Source organism: Paenibacillus gyeongsangnamensis, from assembly GCF_027533625.1.
GTDB classification, from domain to species: domain Bacteria; phylum Bacillota; class Bacilli; order Paenibacillales; family NBRC-103111; genus Paenibacillus_G; species Paenibacillus_G gyeongsangnamensis.
On record NZ_JAQAGZ010000017.1, the window covers coordinates 112,481 to 128,728 of the forward strand.

The following is a 16,248-nucleotide window of genomic DNA, read 5'->3' on the forward strand; positions in this document are numbered from 1 at the left end:
GTTTTGCGGCATAATAAAAGAAGACGCCTGCCGGACGTCTTCCATCTTTGTCGCTAGAACCCGGTCATCCGCTTCTTATATTCCGTCGGGCTTAATCCATACCATTTCTTGAATGATTTCGCAAAATGCGGGTAATCCATATAGCCGACGGCCCAGGCGATCTCATAGGTTTTGCTGCCCGCCTCCAGCAGCAGCTCCTTGGCATGCTCCATCCTCCGGCGGATAACATACTCGGTAAATGAAATCCCCATCTCCTCCTTGAAACTTCGGCTGAAATACGAGATAGACATCCCGGTCTCTGCGGCGGCTTGCTGCATCGACAGCTCCGGGTCACTAAGACGATCATGAATAAAAGCAAGCGCCTTCCGAACAGGATGATATAGGCCCCAATTGCGGGACTGTCGGATGCGATTCATGATGTCGATAAGACCGTTCTTGACTAGCTCGAGTAGATCGTCTTCTGCAGCCGAGGGAACGGGATCCATCTCCGCACTTTCCTCATCGCCCCGCAATTGCAGCTCGCCCTGCAGCAGGGCAATCAGGTCGTCAGCTGCATTTCGAATCGTTCCGGCTCCGGGCTTCGCTATCTCCAAACGTCGCATGAATTCAATCCAAGCGCGTATCGCTTCCTCCTCGTTCAGCAGCCAGACGTGTTCGGCGATTTGTTCAGCGGCCTTCTTGCATTCTTGAAGCCAGAATCCCCGCTGCTCCTTGGCTTTGCGCGCCGCCTCCAATTTGCAAGCCGTCTTCGTCAGTATTTCGTACACCTGCTCTTCTCTAACCGGCTTTAACAAGTAATCGGCAACGCCATACCGCAGTCCTTGCTGGGCATAAGCAAATTCGTCGTAGCCGGATAAAATCACGATATCCACCGTTCTTGCGCACTTCCCGGATGAATTCCAATCCGTCCATTACCGGCATGCTGATGTCCGTAATGATCAAATCTGCAGGCTCCTTCTCCCATAAGGCCAGCGCCTCGTCTCCATCCTCCGCTTCACCGCTGATCCGGAAACCGTAAGGGCTATCGCCAATCAGCTTGGACAAGCCTTTCTTGATCATGATTTCGTCGTCTACGATCATGACATTGTACATGGAATCCCCGCCTTTTTATAGTGAAATGGAACTTGCCGGACCTTCGCCTTCATACCTTAGCCTGAGTTCAACGATCGTTCCGCCGGCATCCGATTTGACGATGTAGAGTCCGTAAGGCGGACCGAATACAAGCCGGAGTCGCTGATGAACGTTCCATAAGCCGATTGCTTCGAAAGAAGAGCCGCTAAGCGAATTTTCCGCTAGGAAGGCTTCATTGTAAGCGGCTCTCCGCTCCGGCTCCATTCCCCTGCCCCGGTCTTCTATCCGCATTGCGAATCCCCATTCGTGCAGCTCACCTGAAATACCGATATACGTCGGCTTCAATTTGTGAGCCTGATATCCGTGCTTAAACGCATTCTCCACGATCGGCTGAACGGTCAAGCGCAGAATAGGTACTTGCTCCAGCAAGCTCCCGTCCAGCTTGATCTCCGTTTCCAGTGCCTTAAACCGTTCTCTTTGAATATCCAGATAAGTGCCGGTATGGCGAATCTCTTCGCCTAGCGTAACCGTCTGCCTCGGATGTCCCGTGCTGTAACGGAATATATCGGATAATGCGGCGGTCATCCGGCTGATCGGCCTCACCCCCTCGACAAGGGCATAAGAATTAATGATTTCCAGCGTATTGTATAGAAAGTGAGGGTTAATTTGAGATTGCATAGCCTGTAAAGCGGATTCGCGCTGCCGAATTTCCATTTCCTTTTCTTTCAGCCGGGAGGAGTGCACCTCTTCGATCAAATAATATATTCGTTTCACCATCTTATTAAAACTGTGATTCAGCTGTCCGATTTCATCCCTCCGATTCTCCGGCGCCCGAACCGCCAAGTCCCCTTCCTCCGCTTTGCGCATCAGCCGCTGAAGATGGGACAAGGAACGCGTGGCCCGCAGCGAATAGCCGGCTACCAATAATAAGGCCAAGCCGACGAGCAGAAGACCGATCCATACGGTCATGTTCCTCAGGCTGATCATATCCTCATTCAGCTCGTGAAGCGGCACCTCGGATACGAGCGTCCATCCCGTTTGCTTCGAACGGTGGAAGATGACCAGCCGCTTCTCCCCATCTACCCGGTCGACGGAATAACCGCTGCTTCCGCCGAATTTCAACCGGGCCCCTCGTTCGTCTGCAGCTTGCCCCCACTTCTCCTTATCCGGGTGGTAGATGATGCTGCCACCCCCATCCATCACCCAGACGTATCCGGTTCGTCCCAGCTTGACCTTGTCCAAAATATGTATGATTTCATTCAAGCGCAGATGCACGATAAGCAATCCGGCCGAGCGGTAAGAAAGCGTATCCATAAATTTACGGGAAATGGTTAATACCGGCGTCGAATCCTTGTAGCTGAGGCCCATGATTTTATAGTTCCGGTCATCCATGAGCTCATCCTTGTACTGCTCGTAGCTGTCTTTAGCGGCAAAAGTGTTATAGCTGGCCGTAGCAATTCCCGACTTCGATACGATCGATAGCCCGTATATATCCGGCCGGCCGAAAATGATGCTCGGGAACAGCTCCTCCGAAATTTTGCTGCTGATCAAAAATCGTTCAAATTGATCCGACGGGTCCAATTTCATAAAAGACTGAATTTGCGGATTGAGCAGAAGCGGATAAGTAATCCGTTCCACATCGGCAAAATACCAGTCCAGCTGGGAGTTGATCTGCTGCACCAATTGCTCGCTGTAACCGATTGCATTTTTCTCGATCGCCTCGGTCGATCGGACATACCACATCATTCCGAAGATAAGAAGCGGGAAACAGAGAAAAAATAAGATCAGCAGCAGAAGCTTCGTTTTCATGGAGACTGCGTTTGGTATTGCGATCCGCATCGTACCCATCCCCAATGCATGGTTGTTTTGTTATACCATACCATGGAAGAAGGGATGTGAAAAGCATCCTCAAAGAAGAGCAGGCTGCTCCATGTATGGGCAGCCTGCTTCGAAGAACGATCCCCGCATTTAATTCGATTTACTGATCGTCTCTTCGACCAAACGTTCAATCAGCTCCTCTAAGCCGAGCGAGCCGATATCTCCTTCCCCTCGCTTGCGGACCGCGACCGTGCCCGAGCTTTGCTCATTCTCGCCTAACACAAGCATGTAAGCCACTTTTTCAAGCTGGGCTTCACGAATTTTATAGCCAAGCTTCTCGCCGCGCTGATCAACTTCCGCGCGAAGGCCCGCCGCCTCCAGCGCACGCTTCACTTGAACCGCATAAGGAACGTACGGATCCGACACCGGCAATATTTTGACCTGCACCGGCGCAAGCCAGCATGGGAAGGCTCCGGCATAATGCTCCGTAAGAATTCCGATGAACCGATCGATCGAACCGTAAACGGCGCGGTGAATGACGACCGGACGGTGCTTCTGGTTATCTTCGCCAATATATGACAGATCGAACTTCTCGGGCATTTGGAAATCTAGCTGGATCGTGGCGCATTGCCAGCTGCGTTTCAGCGCATCGAGAATGTGAAAGTCGATCTTCGGGCCGTAGAAGGCTCCGTCTCCTTCATTAACAACGTAGCGGATGCCCCGCCGGTCCAGCACATTCTGAAGCGCGTCTTCCGCTTCGTTCCATAACACTTCGGAGCCCATAGAGCTCTCTGGACGAGTGGACAGCTCAATCTTGTAGTCGAATCCGAATATCCGGTACATTTCATCGATCAGCGCTATAACGCGGGCGATTTCATCCTCGATCTGATCCGGTCTTACGAAGAGATGGGCATCGTCCTGACAGAACGTCCGTACGCGCATCATGCCGTTCAAGGCGCCGGAGTACTCGTGCCGGTGGACTTGCCCGAATTCGGCGATCCGCAGCGGAAGCTCGCGGTACGAATGAAGGGTGTTTTTGAAGATCAGCATGTGCCCCGGACAGTTCATCGGCTTCAGCGCGAACCTGTCTTCATCGACCTCCGTGAAATACATATTCTCGTGATAATGATCCCAGTGCCTTGATTGCTCCCAGAGCCGTTGATTCATCATAAACGGCGTCCTTACCTCCTGGTAATCATGTCTCCTCTGCAGCACCCTCGAGAAATTCTCTAGCTCCGTACGGAGCGTCATGCCCTTCGGCAGATAGAACGGCATGCCGGGGGCCTCCTTAGAGAACATGAACAAGCCGAGCTCTTTCCCCAGCTTCCTATGATCGCGCTTCTTCGCTTCCTCGAGCAGGAACAAATGTTCCTTCAGCTGTTCCTTCTTAGGGAAGGCGGTCCCGTAAATGCGCTGCAGCATTTTGTTGTCCGAGCTCCCTCGCCAGTAGGCGCCTGCTGCGTTTAGAAGCTTGAATGATTTGATCCGGCCGGTAGACGGCAGATGGGGCCCACGGCACAGATCCACAAACTCGCCTTGCTCATACAGAGTAATCACCGAAGTCTCGGGCAACTCATGTATCAGCTCCAGCTTCAGCGACTCCCAGAGTTTCTCGAATGTTCTTATCGCTTCTTCGCGGCTTACGACACGCCGGGTAATGGGCAGGTTCTCCTGCACAATGCTTTCCATGACCCGCTCAATCGCAGCAAGATCGTCAGTCGAGATAGGCTTCTCGATGTCGATGTCATAATAGAAGCCATCCTCGATGACGGGACCGATTCCGAGCTTTACTGAACCCTGCCCATAGATTCGCTTGATGGCTTGAGCCATGAGATGCGCCGTGCTGTGCCTTAGCACCTGCAAGCCGTCCCGGCTGTCTGCGGCGACGATTTCGACGAGGCAGTCCTCTTCGATCGACCGGCTGAGGTCCGCCAATTGACCGTTCAGCTTCCCGGCAACCGCATTCTTGCTGAATCCCGGACGGATGGACTCCGCCACTTGCTCAACCGTAGTCCCTGTGGCTTACTCCCGTACAGCCCCATCCGGAAAAGTTACTTTGATCGACATGTTCATTCCTCCATTTTATTGGTATTTGAATCTACACTAGGATAAACGCCTACGCCGTCCTTGTCTTACAAGGACCAGCGCGTTTACCAAGGTTGATGCGAAAAGGGGCTTTCAGCCGGGTCCCCTCTCTCTGTTCGGCATCGGATAAGCTTTCATGTCCTTGGTCGAAGCTTTTAACCTTCTTCACTAGAAAAAACAAAAAAACACTCGGTCCTGAAGGGACGAGTGCGCTCGTGGTTCCACCCTAATTCGATCCGCCGTACGGCAGGATCCTCATATCGGTTTCTGTAACGGGAATTCCCGGCGACCTATACTCTCACCCGTTGGATGATTTCCATATCGCAGCTGCAAGGGGGTAAAACGCTTAGGATGTCCGAAGGGGCTTTCAGCCGGGTCCCCTCTCTCTGTTCGGCATCGGATAAGCTTTCATGTCCTTGGTCGTCGCTTTTAACCTTCTTCACTGGAACAAACAAAAAAGCACTCGGTCCTGAAGGGACGAGTGCGCACGTGGTTCCACCCTAATTCGATCCGCCTTACGGGGCAGGATCCTCATATCGGTTTCTGTAACGGGAATTCCCGGCGACGTATACTCTCACCCGTTGGATGATTTCCATATCGCAGCTGCAAGGGGGTAAAAGGCTTAGGATATCCGAAGGGGCTTTCAGCCGGGTCCCCTCTCTCTGAGTGGCATCGATAATCTTTCATGTCCTTGGTCGAAGCTTTTCATAAATCATAACGAACGGCTATGCCGATTGTCAAGCGCAATCTTATACGAAACGAGAAAATCTTGAAACCGGCGCGCGGCTAAGGATAATATCGTTTCTCGAGCGATGCGACGATGAAGATCCGCTCTCAGCCGGGCTCATCAGCCAACTCATTGAAATCGCTTCCACTAAGATCGAGCCCTTGGTTTGAAGAGTTAGCTGTTATATTCTTTTTGCATTTGAACCTAATGCCCTGCCGTAGTCTCCAAAACATCGGTGCCCTGCTTAGCATAAGCCATATTTTTGGTTATCAAACTGACAATCACTAAGACTGCAATATTAACGAATAGGGCGATAATTCCTTCATTCAAGTCTTTCATTGCTTGGGGAAGATAAGGAAACAGTTGACCGATATTGATGTTCCCCAGGTCCATAAAAGAGACTAGCGCTCCCCCAGTTATTATCCCGGCAAATACTCCATGTTTGGTTGCAAAATTCCTTCTCATCAAGCTGGCGAAAAAGGCGGGAGCGAGCTGGGTGATAAAATTATAAGCGATTAAAGCGAGACTAAAAAGGGTATTCCCACCTTTAAACGTCAAGTAAATCCCTGTGAGAGAAATAAGTGGCACCAAGTATTTTACCAGTTTGGCAATCTGTTGGTCCGTTGTAGACGGCGTGAACACGCGATATATATTTTTAGCAAGCAAGGTGGATATGGACATCAGCAGCATTGAACTTGGCACTAGAGCCGCTAACACGCCGGTTCCGCCAATTAAACCTACAAACCACGGGTCAAAAGACTGTTTAGAAAGCTGCAGCAAAATAAGATCCGCTTCGCTGCCTTTTAACCCCGGTGCCTGTAAGATCGCTGCAAATCCTACAAAAAAGGCAAACAACAATATCAATTGGTATATTGGCATTAAGATTGCATTTTTTCGTAAAGCTTTTTCGCTGGAGGCAGCAAAAATAGGAGAAAATCCGTGAGGCCACATATAAAATCCAATCGAGCTTAAAATAACGGTCGATATGTACCATGATACGCTCATTCCTTGTTCCGGAAGAACGGTAAAGTTCGGTTTTGCATGTTCAACAGCCTCAAACATCGATTGAAAACCGCCATAATAATGAATCGGGAAATAAACTCCTAAAAATACGACAATGCCAAGAATCAGAATATCCTTCAAAACGGATGTCCGGGCAGAACCGTGAATGCCGGAAATCATCACAAAAATGGTCACGCCAATAGCTCCAACCCAAATGGCGGCTGTAGAAGGAATGGCTCCATACGATGTGGCAGAAACGATATAACCTAACCCCTTCAATTGCAGGACTAAGTAGCAAGTACAAGCTATAACGCCTATAACCGCAACAAGCACGCCAAGATAAGGGCTTTGATATTTTTTTACAAAAAAATCCGATTGGGAAACTAATTTGTGCTTCTTGGCGTATCTCCAAATCGCAGGGAAGGTCCAGTAGGAGATTACGGTAGCCAGACAGCCGTAGGTTACGATACTAAAGATGGAACCTCCATCCCCATAAGCCGAACCGCTTGCACCCAAAAAGGTAAAGGTCGTATACATTTCTCCTGCGGACAAGAGGAAAATCAACAGGGTTCCCATTCCGCGTCCTCCGACGGACCATTGTTCCAAGTTCATTTCTTTCCCTTTTTTAGCCCGGATCCCGATCAAAACAGAAATGATGAAAAAAAACAGGATGAAAAACACGGCAATATTCATCTTGAATCCCCCTTCTGATTAGCAGGATCTAGTTTATATATAATTCCCAAAATACCCGTGGTTAGAAAAGACCAGAATACAATCCAAAAGTGAAAAAACGGCATTCCCAGAACATAGGGCGTCACTTTATTCGTAAAGAAAGTGCCCACAATAAAGCCAAGAAACGGAATCATTCCGAGCCAATATATGGATTTCATACTTTTCCCCCTAGCATGTTAGATTTAACAGTTTAAAAGTCCCGTGTACAAATAGCTTCACCCCATATTGCAAAGCCTGTTCATCGAAAGTAAATTTTGGATGATGGTGAGGATAAATAATCCCTTTATTTTCATTACGAGCTCCTATACTAATATAAGTTCCTGGAACTGCTTGCTGATAAGCAGAGAAGTCCTCGCTTCCCATCACTGGCTTGATCATCTCTCGGCTATCTTCGCCAAAGACTTCACAGACCGTTTCATCCATCCAGCGTGTTACTTCTTCATCATTAATGACCGGAGCATAACCGAACTGATAATCGAATTCATAAGCAGCTCCGTGCGCTTCTGTAATCCCTTTTACTATGCGTTCGATAAAAGCTGGAATCTTATCCCTAAGCTCCGGATTAAAGCTTCGAACGGATCCTCCAATGTTCACTTTACTTGGAATAACATTAATCGCACTCCCCGCATGGAACTGGGTCACTGAAATCACAAGAGCTGCCTGAGCATCCCGATACCTCGAAACAATGTGCTGGAGATTGGATACAACCTGGGTTCCGATTGCAATGGGATCAATGGTGAGCTCAGGCTGTGAGGCGTGCCCTCCTTTACCCACTACTGTAATTTTAAATGTATCCGCTCCAGCCATGATCGGACCGTAACCCAAACCAATTTTCCCTAAAGGAAGCGTCGACATGAGATGGGTGCCGATAATCAAATCTACTCCTTCAAGCACACCGGCCTTCACCATCTCCCCGGCGCCACCGGGCGGTAGTTCCTCAGCATGCTGAAATAAAAAGCGCACCTCCCCTATAATTTGATCCTGTAACTGTGCAAGAATCTTTGCCGCACCAAGCAGCATCGCCGTATGCCCGTCATGTCCGCAAGCATGCATCACGCCCGAATTCTGCGAGACAAAGTCGAAATCATTCTCTTCATCAATTGGGAGCGCATCCATATCTGCCCGCAGTGCAATAACTTTCCCGGGTTGCCGGCCAATCAAACGAGCCATAACACTTGTTTTTGTCGGCCGTGAAATTTCCAAACCGCCAAACGTTTGCAGCGTTTCATAAACAAATTGTGCCGTTTTTTCCTCCTGAAAAGACAGCTCCGGGTACTTATGTAAATATCTTCGCCACCCAATCACTTCGTCTTTAACATCCTCGATTAAATCATGAATCGTTGCCATTTGAGACACTATTTCAGCTCCTTTTTATTCAGATTTCTTAAAAACCCGTATTTTAGGATTGTTTAAGGATTTTTTTCCTTAAATGAAGTATAGTGTTTCGTGAGTTTAATTTCAATATCTTTTTTACATATGCTAAAGGTGTAGGTGGGGTATCCCCTGTAGGAGCGGCAGCGTCCGCCTTTGTTATCGGAAAATGACCGCCGCATAATAATCAATTGACAATTTTCCGATAACAACAGCGGCCGGAAGGGGATAACCCACCGGAGACCAAAGCAGCTTTCTCTATTTCATGGGTTTCTCTACAAAAATAAGCACCCAAAATCATGGGTGCTTACAACAATCGATAAATATTACTTGGCCTTCCACGAGTGGCATAGGCCTCTTTGCCAACGCATTGTGCCAAATCAACTTCACACATATCCGTAACAATACGCCGTACATTGCGCTCTGTCATCTCAAGATGTGTCGCTAAGTCCTTTGTTGTAAAATCACGCCAACCCATTTTTTGTATAATGGCCGATATTTTTTTATACGTTTTTACACTGATATTCCCTTTTTTTAACTTTTCAATAAGGATGTCATTTTGGGTACGGCTGGCATATTGCAGTTCGTTTTGTTTGCCTGGTGATTCGACAATCTTGCCGTCATCTTGAACAATTACAATTTCGCGCTTCTTCATTTCCTTTGAATGTTGAATAGCACGAAAAGCATTGATTTCCGCCGAATAGGCCGTATCGCCAAAGCCAATTCCAACGGCAACGGTAGTGTCTGCTTCAAAAGCCAGCTTCTGAACGGTAGCTTCAAGCGAAATAATTTCTCGTTCAATGGCACCGCGAGAACTAAAAATCATGTATCTGCCGTTTCCTTTTTCTGAAACAGAACCATTTATTTTTTCGCCCATTTGTATCAACATTTCTTTTAACCGAAGCTCTAAGTACTGCAAATGATAAGGAGTTTTCATTTCCTCCGCCACTCTGTTAAAAAATTCAACTTCAATGATTTCAACACCGATTTGTGTGTCTTTAAAGTAGGATGTCTTTACTTTTTCAGAAAGAATCCGAAGCGTTTGTCGTATTTCCATCTTACTCATTGACATCCGGTAGGCTGGAATTCCGTTTTCCCTTAAAGCTTCACACACGGAAGGAAAACAAGACAAAGCGCCTTCCGTCTTTCCCTTATTCCATAAATCTAAGTGAAAATGCAGCAATTCATTCGAATCAACATCTAATTCAAACACTTTAGTATAGATCGTTGGAATTTTTATATTTAACTGTGACAAAGCTTCTTCGCCAATATTGTTCGAGGACATGGTATCCATGCTTAGATGCTCAATAATTTTTCCTTGTTCATAAATCATCTCTAAAAAAGATTTATAAAAACCTGATTCCGTAGCAGGAACATGGACCATTATTTTATCTGTACCTAGCGTTTTCTTCGCAATTTCGTAAGGAAGCGGACCGGAAAAAAGCCAAGCATGTACGTGAGGATGATGCTCTATTACAATGTTCTCTACCTCTTCGGTTTGTACATAGGGAAATAAGATGAATTCCAACTCATGTTTATATTCATCTGACAAGTCTAAAATCTGTTCTATAGAAGCTTTTAGACCGACTAATCCGATTTTATACATCCTGTATTCGACTTCCTTTATTATCTATATTGTTCTTTGTAGAGCATCAATTTTTCCTTTTGAACTATTGTATCATGTGACATGAAGGAAAAATAGGTTGTATAGGTTTGTCAGGATAATGCCTCCCATCGCGTCCATAGTTCAGGGGGATTTAGTTCATATGTCTCCTTTTCTCTAAACATGAATTGATGCATGACCAATTCCCTGCGAATCGTAGCGAAATCATCATGATAGCCTTTAATCCAGTCATTCAATTCTTTCTCTGAATAGGTCCTCCCCTTCTCCAGATCCGCAATGAGGTGTTCCAATACAATGCTTCTTCTTCAACTGAGCCGGCAGATGCTTCAGTTTCCCGTCCAAGGTGAAGAAACGTTTAAGAACGGAATCCACCAACCGCTTATCGTTATCGTCCACTGACGTTCCTCCTCCGGTTTCGTTCATGTTCCGATAGATCAAGTCCATCGAAGCCATAGCGTGACTCTTATTTAACACCAGTTTAACACCAAATGTACAACCGGATGGTGTCTCATTGCCTAAATTTAACTTACCTCTCTTCATTCTGGCCTACCTTTATTTTCGTCCTTTGTTTTACAAATCCGTCATTAGTATCATCGTTCTTTCATTAGTCGTTGGATTTCTGCAAGATTTAGTAATTCCTTATGGTATCCACAATTTTGGGATCGGCAGTATCTTCGGTGGTTTTTGGATGGGACTTTCTTTAGGTATTCTTACGAGGCTGAACGCCAGTTTGGGGAGCGGTTCGTTGCTGGGTAAGATGCTTATCAACGCTATGGATACTCCCTTAGCAAATCAATCTTCATCATTGATTCCCCGGTTTATCTTCCTAGCTTTTTTACATGATTTGAACTATATAATACAACACTCGGAGCACGAAGACTAACAAACCTGTATTTAGAACCCAACTGGAAATCGCCAGGTCATTATCCAATCTATATAACTGTGGTGGCATCAAAGATGTGAAGGCCGGGGGCATCGCAGACAAAATTAAAATGACTTTAAGGGCCATCTGATGATCAATATCCCCTAGCCCTAAAAAATAACCAAATGAGATCATACAGGAAGGAACGATTATGAACTTCACCACAGAGATGGAAAGACATTCTCTTATGTATCCCTGTATTGCACTAATCCTCATTTTAAAGCCAATAGGTATGACCAATAATAGAGTTGAAAGAGGTACTATGACTGTGTTTATCATTCCATAAAAGTGTGGTCTTTCCCAAGGGGAGAAATGTAACGCACATCCGATCAAAACGGAAGACAAAGATACAAGGATAAACGGATCGTACTATTTTCATTAACGAATTCAACGGATCCATGGCTTTCTTCTCTTTCAAATCATTAAGTCCGTATATTCTGGCTATGGGGAAGCCTACCGAATAATAAACAAATTCCTCCAATTCGAAACACCTAGGGCCAATAACCCGCCTAAGACCAGAGTGAATATTCCTAAAAAGGGCAATACAATGAGTTTGATATTTTCCAATTGAGCGAGCCAAAATGCTCCGATAACGATAATCGGGTTTAGACAAATAATAACGATTTTGATGATCTGCTTTAGAATATCATCCAGTGGCACCGATGCAGGTATTTTATCGCGATCCCATAACCATCTAAGCCCTCTTCCCAAAAATATACCAGTTATAATAATACCCGTTGAAAATAAGAGCTTTTCTATTTTCTCTCTCCTTTCATATATGAAAATGGTGATAACTAAAGGAGAATTCCCGTATCACAATAATCATTGTGCCACGGGATCTCTTAGGTAAGCATCATTACGTGTGTATTAAATAATTGTCCTGAAGCCATTTCATACTAGTAGATACACTCTCCAGAGGCGGGTTTTGACATTGATCCTGCTCCACAATCAGCCACTCCACGCCGGCATTCGATGCGGCTTGAAGCACTTCGGGCAATCGGATGACCCCTTTTCCCAGTTCAAGGGTATCGATGCTCCCGTCTGATGCATACCGGAAGTCTTTCAAATGAAGGAGTGGAAGGCGACCCGCATATTTGGCTATGTAAGCCAGCGGATCTTGCCCGGTAAATTGCACCCACCCAATATCCATTTCCACCTTTGCCAAAGAATCAGACAAAAAATGATAGATCGCGTCAAAAACTAATTGGTCTTCCACTTTATTTTCAAATTCGAAAGCGTGGTTATGATAAGCGAATTGCAGGCCGTGCTTTTGCGCTTCTTTTCCAACGCTTTGGAAAAATTCAAAATGGCGCTGCCAGTCTTTCCTATCTTCCGGAGGAATATTTGGGCATATAATATAATGGCCGCCAATGGTCTTTAAATAGGCTATTTCCTTCTCTAGGTTTTCCTGAAGAAGGTGATACCTTACATGACTTCCGATCGCTTTCAAATTTAACTCCTGCAGCAAATCCCTCATTTCTTCCGCAGGCACATCACCATAACCAGCAAATTCCACGCCTTCGTATCCTAACTCGGATACCTTTCGCAGTACACTTCGAAAATCCTTGTCCGTTTCCTCACGAAGCGTGTACATTTGCAATCCAATTCCCATTTTCTTCAACTGGATCTCTTCCTCTCCTGCAATTAGAATCATCTATTTCACTGCTCCGCCAGTTAATCCCGTAACGATTTTTTCCTGTGCCAGGAAATAAACTAAGAGAATCGGCAAGCTGGCTAATGTCAATGCTGCCATCAGTGCAGGCACGTTAACCGTTAATTCTCCATAAAATTTTTGCATCCCCAGCGGGAGTGTCATATGCTCCGGACTTGTGATCAGAACGAGAGCGAATACGAATTCCGTCCAAATATGAATAAAATTATAGATTAAGATGGTAGCTAAAGCAGGTACAATCATGGGCAGGATAATATTCCAAAAAATACGACGATGGCTGCAGCCATCAATTTCAGCGGCCTCCTCGACTTCCCGGGGAAGCTCAGACATAAACTGAGTTAAGATAAATATAGAGATAGGTAAACTAAAAGCTACATACGGACCGATCAAAGCAGGTAGTGAATCCCCTAAACCCATATTTTTGGTAAGTATGAAAATGGGGATTAAGGTAGAGTGAATGGGAAGCATCATCCCGGAAATAAACAAAAGAAACAGCACTTTGCTAAAGCGAAACTTTAAACGACTGAGCGGGTAGCTGGCCATGGATGCAATCAGCACGGTAAGTGCGACAGAAACCCCCGTAACGATGAGGCTGTTCAAGAAATAATTCGCCAGTCCCTTTTCAAAAGCCAAAGCATAGTTGCTGAATTGAATCGATGTGAATAGGGAAAACGGGTCCATAAAAAACTTTTCCTGCGTTTTGAAGGAGGTGGCCAACATATATAAAAATGGATAACCTGTAAAAACCAACAGCACAATGGCTACTGCATACAGGGGAATCACCTTCACTGTTGAAAGCATCACACCGCCCCCTTCTTTTTACGGCCGGCTTCGAACACTTGGATGACCCCAGCCGCTATAAAAGCTAACATAAACATCATAAAAGCAATCGTACTGCCGTATCCCATGTTGAAATGAATGAATGCCTGTTTATACATATAGGTTCCGAGCAGCTCCGTTTTATTGTTCGGACCGCCGCCCGTCATAATATAGAAGATGTCGAAAGCTTTTAATGAACCGACAACCGCAAGAGTAGATGAAGTAACGATCGTTGGAATCAGGAGCGGAAAGGTGATGTGCGAAAATCTCTTCAAAGCGTTCGCTCCATCAATGCTCGCCGCTTCATAGAGGTCCTCTGGAATTCCAACAATCGCTGCTTTGAATAAAATCATGTAAAAGGGCGCATACTGCCAAACAATAACCAGTATGATCGCACTCATTGCCGTCTTCTCATCACTGAGCCAAGCTACATACTCGAAACCAAATAAACTTATTAAACGATTGACCGCACCATTTAGCGGATCAAACATAAAAACCCAGAGCAATCCAATCGCTACGGTTGACATCAAGAATGGCATAAAGTAAATCGTTTGAAAAAAACGCTTGCCCCGTATGGGTGCAAATAACATCAATGCCATAATCAATCCCAAAGGAATTTGAAGAAATACCGAGGTTAATACGACCTTTACGTTATTCATTAGAGCTTGCCAAAAAACGGCATCTGATAAAAGCTTCGCATAATTATCCAGACCGACAAATGTTTTCTCGGGTCCGCCTTTCCAATTAAACAAGCTGTACTGAAGTGTTCCAAATATCGGATACAAAATGTAAATCAAATAGATTAACAACGCAGGGGCTATAAATAAGCAAATGGTTATTCGTTTGTCCAAATGCTTCCTATATTTCGTCTTTTCACGAACAGCTGACTGAACAGGGGAAGAAAGTTCAATATTTTGCAAGGTTCCCACATCCTTTCAAAAGTTTATGAGAAAAGGGGAGGGAGTTTCCTCCCCGCCCTGCTTTCTATTTCAATACTTGCTTAGCCTTAGCTTCCATCTGTTTGGCTGCTTCTTCCGGTGTAATCGATTGACCGAATAACGCTTGCGTCGTATCCTTGTGAAGTTCGGCTAGGTCTGCCGGCAAGGTTTGATCATAAGGCCAAAAAATAGCTTTTGCTTTATCCGTCTGTTCAGCTAATCGTTTTGCGTATTCGTCTTTGTAATTGACTCCCTTTACCGCAACGACTGAACCGGTCCGATCCGAATAAGCCTGTGCCGTTTCCACGCTCGTCAATTCTTTCACCAACTCGATGGCTAAGTCCGGATTTTTCGATTTCTTGGATACAGACCAGACAGGGGCCGTTGTACCTTGAAGGTCAGATGGATCACCTTTACCTTCAGGCATGGTTGGGAATGGGAAGTAATCCAGTTTTTTCTCAAAATTCGGCGCTTCGGTTCGGACGTTATTAACGATGGAGTTGGACATCAGCATCATTGCAGCTTGATCTGTATAGAGGAGTTGCCGCCCGGCACCCGCGTCATAAGGAATCCCATTGAAGCCTTTGTTAAACGCGTCTCTCTTGGCAAGGTCTTGAATGTATTGCCCGGCTTTGACATAACCTGTGTCGTCAAAGCCCTTACCCTTCCGTTGGAAGGCGCTGTTAAAAAGATCCGGGCCTTCCAAACGGTCTGCCATATACATTAAATAATAGGCTCCGGGCCACTTCGGTTGATTCGCAAGCGCAATCGGAATCACTTTATTTTTCTTTAACGCATCGACCACGTTCAGTAATTCGTCCCAGGTCGTTGGAACCTTTAAGCCGTATTTGGCGAATAAATCTTTGTTGTACCAGAATTCCGCCAATGACAAACCGAGGGGCAGCCCGTATACTTTGTCGCTAAAAGTTGAATTATCCAGAGCCTGTTTGCTAAAGGCATTGGAGTCGAATTTCCCTGTAATTTCGAGCACATTGCCTTGATTGACAAACTCCTTAAGCCATCCTCCGCCCCAGGAATGGAATACGTCTGGCGGAGTGCCTCCGGACATCGCTACGGCAAATTTTTGCTTATAGGTATCGTTTGGCGTTTGCACCGTCTTTACTTCAACATCCGGATGCTTTTTCTTGAACCGTTCTACAGCTTCCAGGTAAACCTTTTCTTTGTCACCCGGGTCGATGTACCAGAATTCCAAAGTCTTTTTATCTCCGCTTTTCCCCGTGTCTGCTGTCTTAGTACCTGCTGAATTGTCCTGTTTAGCTGGTGTTTGTGAGCTGCTGCAAGCTGCAAGTGATATCATGGATGCGACACTCAACAATGCGATGGCTTTTTTCATTTTTACAACCCTCCTATGATTTTGGCTAGTAGAACAATGCAATGTTTTATAACGACTCGACTTAGACTGCCATCACCTCCTTAAATGTTAAGATTTTGTAATCGATTACAGTA

General features: G+C 45.9%; 14 protein-coding genes and 1 pseudogene. 1 reads left to right on the top strand and 14 read right to left on the bottom strand.

Annotated features, from left to right (window positions below; translation table 11 throughout):
• Positions 1-53: 53 nt before the first annotated feature.
• From O9H85_RS24085 to O9H85_RS24130, 10 genes and pseudogenes are all read right to left on the bottom strand, one after another.
• Positions 54-872 (bottom strand): helix-turn-helix domain-containing protein, encoded by an 819-nt coding sequence (locus O9H85_RS24085; protein WP_269883955.1) that lies wholly within the window; start codon positions 870-872, stop codon positions 54-56.
• Entirely contained in the window at positions 778-1,092 is a 315-nt protein-coding gene (locus tag O9H85_RS24090; protein WP_269883956.1) for a response regulator, read from the bottom strand. Before O9H85_RS24090 ends, O9H85_RS24085 begins: the two co-directional genes overlap by 95 nt.
• Before the next feature lie 15 nt (positions 1,093-1,107).
• A complete protein-coding gene (locus O9H85_RS24095) occupies positions 1,108-2,910 on the bottom strand; it encodes a sensor histidine kinase (RefSeq protein ID WP_269883957.1) in 1,803 nt (600 codons plus the stop codon).
• 129 nt (positions 2,911-3,039) lie between these two features.
• Positions 3,040-4,956 (bottom strand): annotated as a pseudogene (gene thrS / locus O9H85_RS24100) (threonine--tRNA ligase).
• Positions 4,957-5,905: 949 nt separating this feature from the next.
• The gene (locus tag O9H85_RS24105) at positions 5,906-7,396 is read right to left on the bottom strand and encodes a sodium:solute symporter family protein (protein WP_269883958.1); all 1,491 of its coding nucleotides are present in this window, start codon (positions 7,394-7,396) and stop codon (positions 5,906-5,908) included.
• On the bottom strand, positions 7,393-7,593 hold the full coding sequence (locus O9H85_RS24110; protein WP_269883959.1) for a DUF3311 domain-containing protein: 201 nt from the start codon (positions 7,591-7,593) through the stop codon (positions 7,393-7,395). The genes O9H85_RS24105 and O9H85_RS24110 overlap by 4 nt, the downstream gene beginning before the upstream one ends.
• A 10-nt stretch (positions 7,594-7,603) precedes the next feature.
• Positions 7,604-8,782 (bottom strand): M20 family metallopeptidase, encoded by a 1,179-nt coding sequence (locus O9H85_RS24115; RefSeq protein ID WP_269884026.1) that lies wholly within the window; start codon positions 8,780-8,782, stop codon positions 7,604-7,606.
• A gap of 331 nt (positions 8,783-9,113) precedes the next feature.
• Positions 9,114-10,412, bottom strand: a complete 1,299-nt coding sequence (locus O9H85_RS24120) for a hypothetical protein (protein ID WP_269883960.1) — start codon at positions 10,410-10,412, stop codon at positions 9,114-9,116.
• Between the two features lie 110 nt (positions 10,413-10,522).
• On the bottom strand, positions 10,523-10,720 hold the full coding sequence (locus tag O9H85_RS24125; RefSeq protein WP_269883961.1) for a DUF2087 domain-containing protein: 198 nt from the start codon (positions 10,718-10,720) through the stop codon (positions 10,523-10,525).
• Positions 10,659-10,826 carry a hypothetical protein gene (locus O9H85_RS24130; RefSeq protein WP_269884030.1) on the bottom strand — a complete coding sequence of 56 codons (168 nt, stop codon included), beginning with the start codon at positions 10,824-10,826 and terminating at the stop codon, positions 10,659-10,661. The genes O9H85_RS24125 and O9H85_RS24130 overlap by 62 nt, the downstream gene beginning before the upstream one ends.
• Before the next feature lie 115 nt (positions 10,827-10,941).
• On the opposite strand from O9H85_RS24130, the gene O9H85_RS24135 reads away from it, so the two are divergent.
• Positions 10,942-11,313, top strand: coding sequence for a YitT family protein (locus O9H85_RS24135; RefSeq protein WP_269883962.1), 372 nt, complete (start codon positions 10,942-10,944; stop codon positions 11,311-11,313).
• Between the two features lie 895 nt (positions 11,314-12,208).
• Here O9H85_RS24135 and O9H85_RS24140 read toward each other — a convergent pair.
• The 4 genes from O9H85_RS24140 to O9H85_RS24155 all read right to left on the bottom strand — a co-directional run bounded on the left by O9H85_RS24140 (position 12,209) and on the right by O9H85_RS24155 (position 16,135).
• Positions 12,209-12,973 (bottom strand): sugar phosphate isomerase/epimerase family protein, encoded by a 765-nt coding sequence (locus tag O9H85_RS24140; RefSeq protein ID WP_269884027.1) that lies wholly within the window; start codon positions 12,971-12,973, stop codon positions 12,209-12,211.
• A 33-nt stretch (positions 12,974-13,006) separates the two neighbouring features.
• Positions 13,007-13,825, bottom strand: a complete 819-nt coding sequence (locus O9H85_RS24145; RefSeq protein ID WP_269883963.1) for a carbohydrate ABC transporter permease — start codon at positions 13,823-13,825, stop codon at positions 13,007-13,009.
• Positions 13,825-14,763, bottom strand: a complete 939-nt coding sequence (locus tag O9H85_RS24150) for a carbohydrate ABC transporter permease (RefSeq protein ID WP_269883964.1) — start codon at positions 14,761-14,763, stop codon at positions 13,825-13,827. The genes O9H85_RS24145 and O9H85_RS24150 overlap by 1 nt, the downstream gene beginning before the upstream one ends.
• A gap of 64 nt (positions 14,764-14,827) precedes the next feature.
• A complete protein-coding gene (locus O9H85_RS24155; protein ID WP_269883965.1) occupies positions 14,828-16,135 on the bottom strand; it encodes an extracellular solute-binding protein in 1,308 nt (435 codons plus the stop codon).
• Between the last annotated feature and the right edge of the window lie 113 nt (positions 16,136-16,248).

Coding starts and splice junctions, on each gene's coding strand:
- O9H85_RS24090 (WP_269883956.1), bottom strand. CDS start 1,092: ATGTACAATGTCATGATCGTAGACGACGAAATCATGATCAAGAAAGGC.
- O9H85_RS24095 (WP_269883957.1), bottom strand. CDS start 2,910: ATGCGGATCGCAATACCAAACGCAGTCTCCATGAAAACGAAGCTTCTG.
- O9H85_RS24105 (WP_269883958.1), bottom strand. CDS start 7,396: ATGAATATTGCCGTGTTTTTCATCCTGTTTTTTTTCATCATTTCTGTT.
- O9H85_RS24110 (WP_269883959.1), bottom strand. CDS start 7,593: ATGAAATCCATATATTGGCTCGGAATGATTCCGTTTCTTGGCTTTATT.
- O9H85_RS24115 (WP_269884026.1), bottom strand. CDS start 8,782: ATGGCAACGATTCATGATTTAATCGAGGATGTTAAAGACGAAGTGATT.
- O9H85_RS24120 (WP_269883960.1), bottom strand. CDS start 10,412: ATGTATAAAATCGGATTAGTCGGTCTAAAAGCTTCTATAGAACAGATT.
- O9H85_RS24145 (WP_269883963.1), bottom strand. CDS start 13,825: ATGCTTTCAACAGTGAAGGTGATTCCCCTGTATGCAGTAGCCATTGTG.
- O9H85_RS24155 (WP_269883965.1), bottom strand. CDS start 16,135: ATGAAAAAAGCCATCGCATTGTTGAGTGTCGCATCCATGATATCACTT.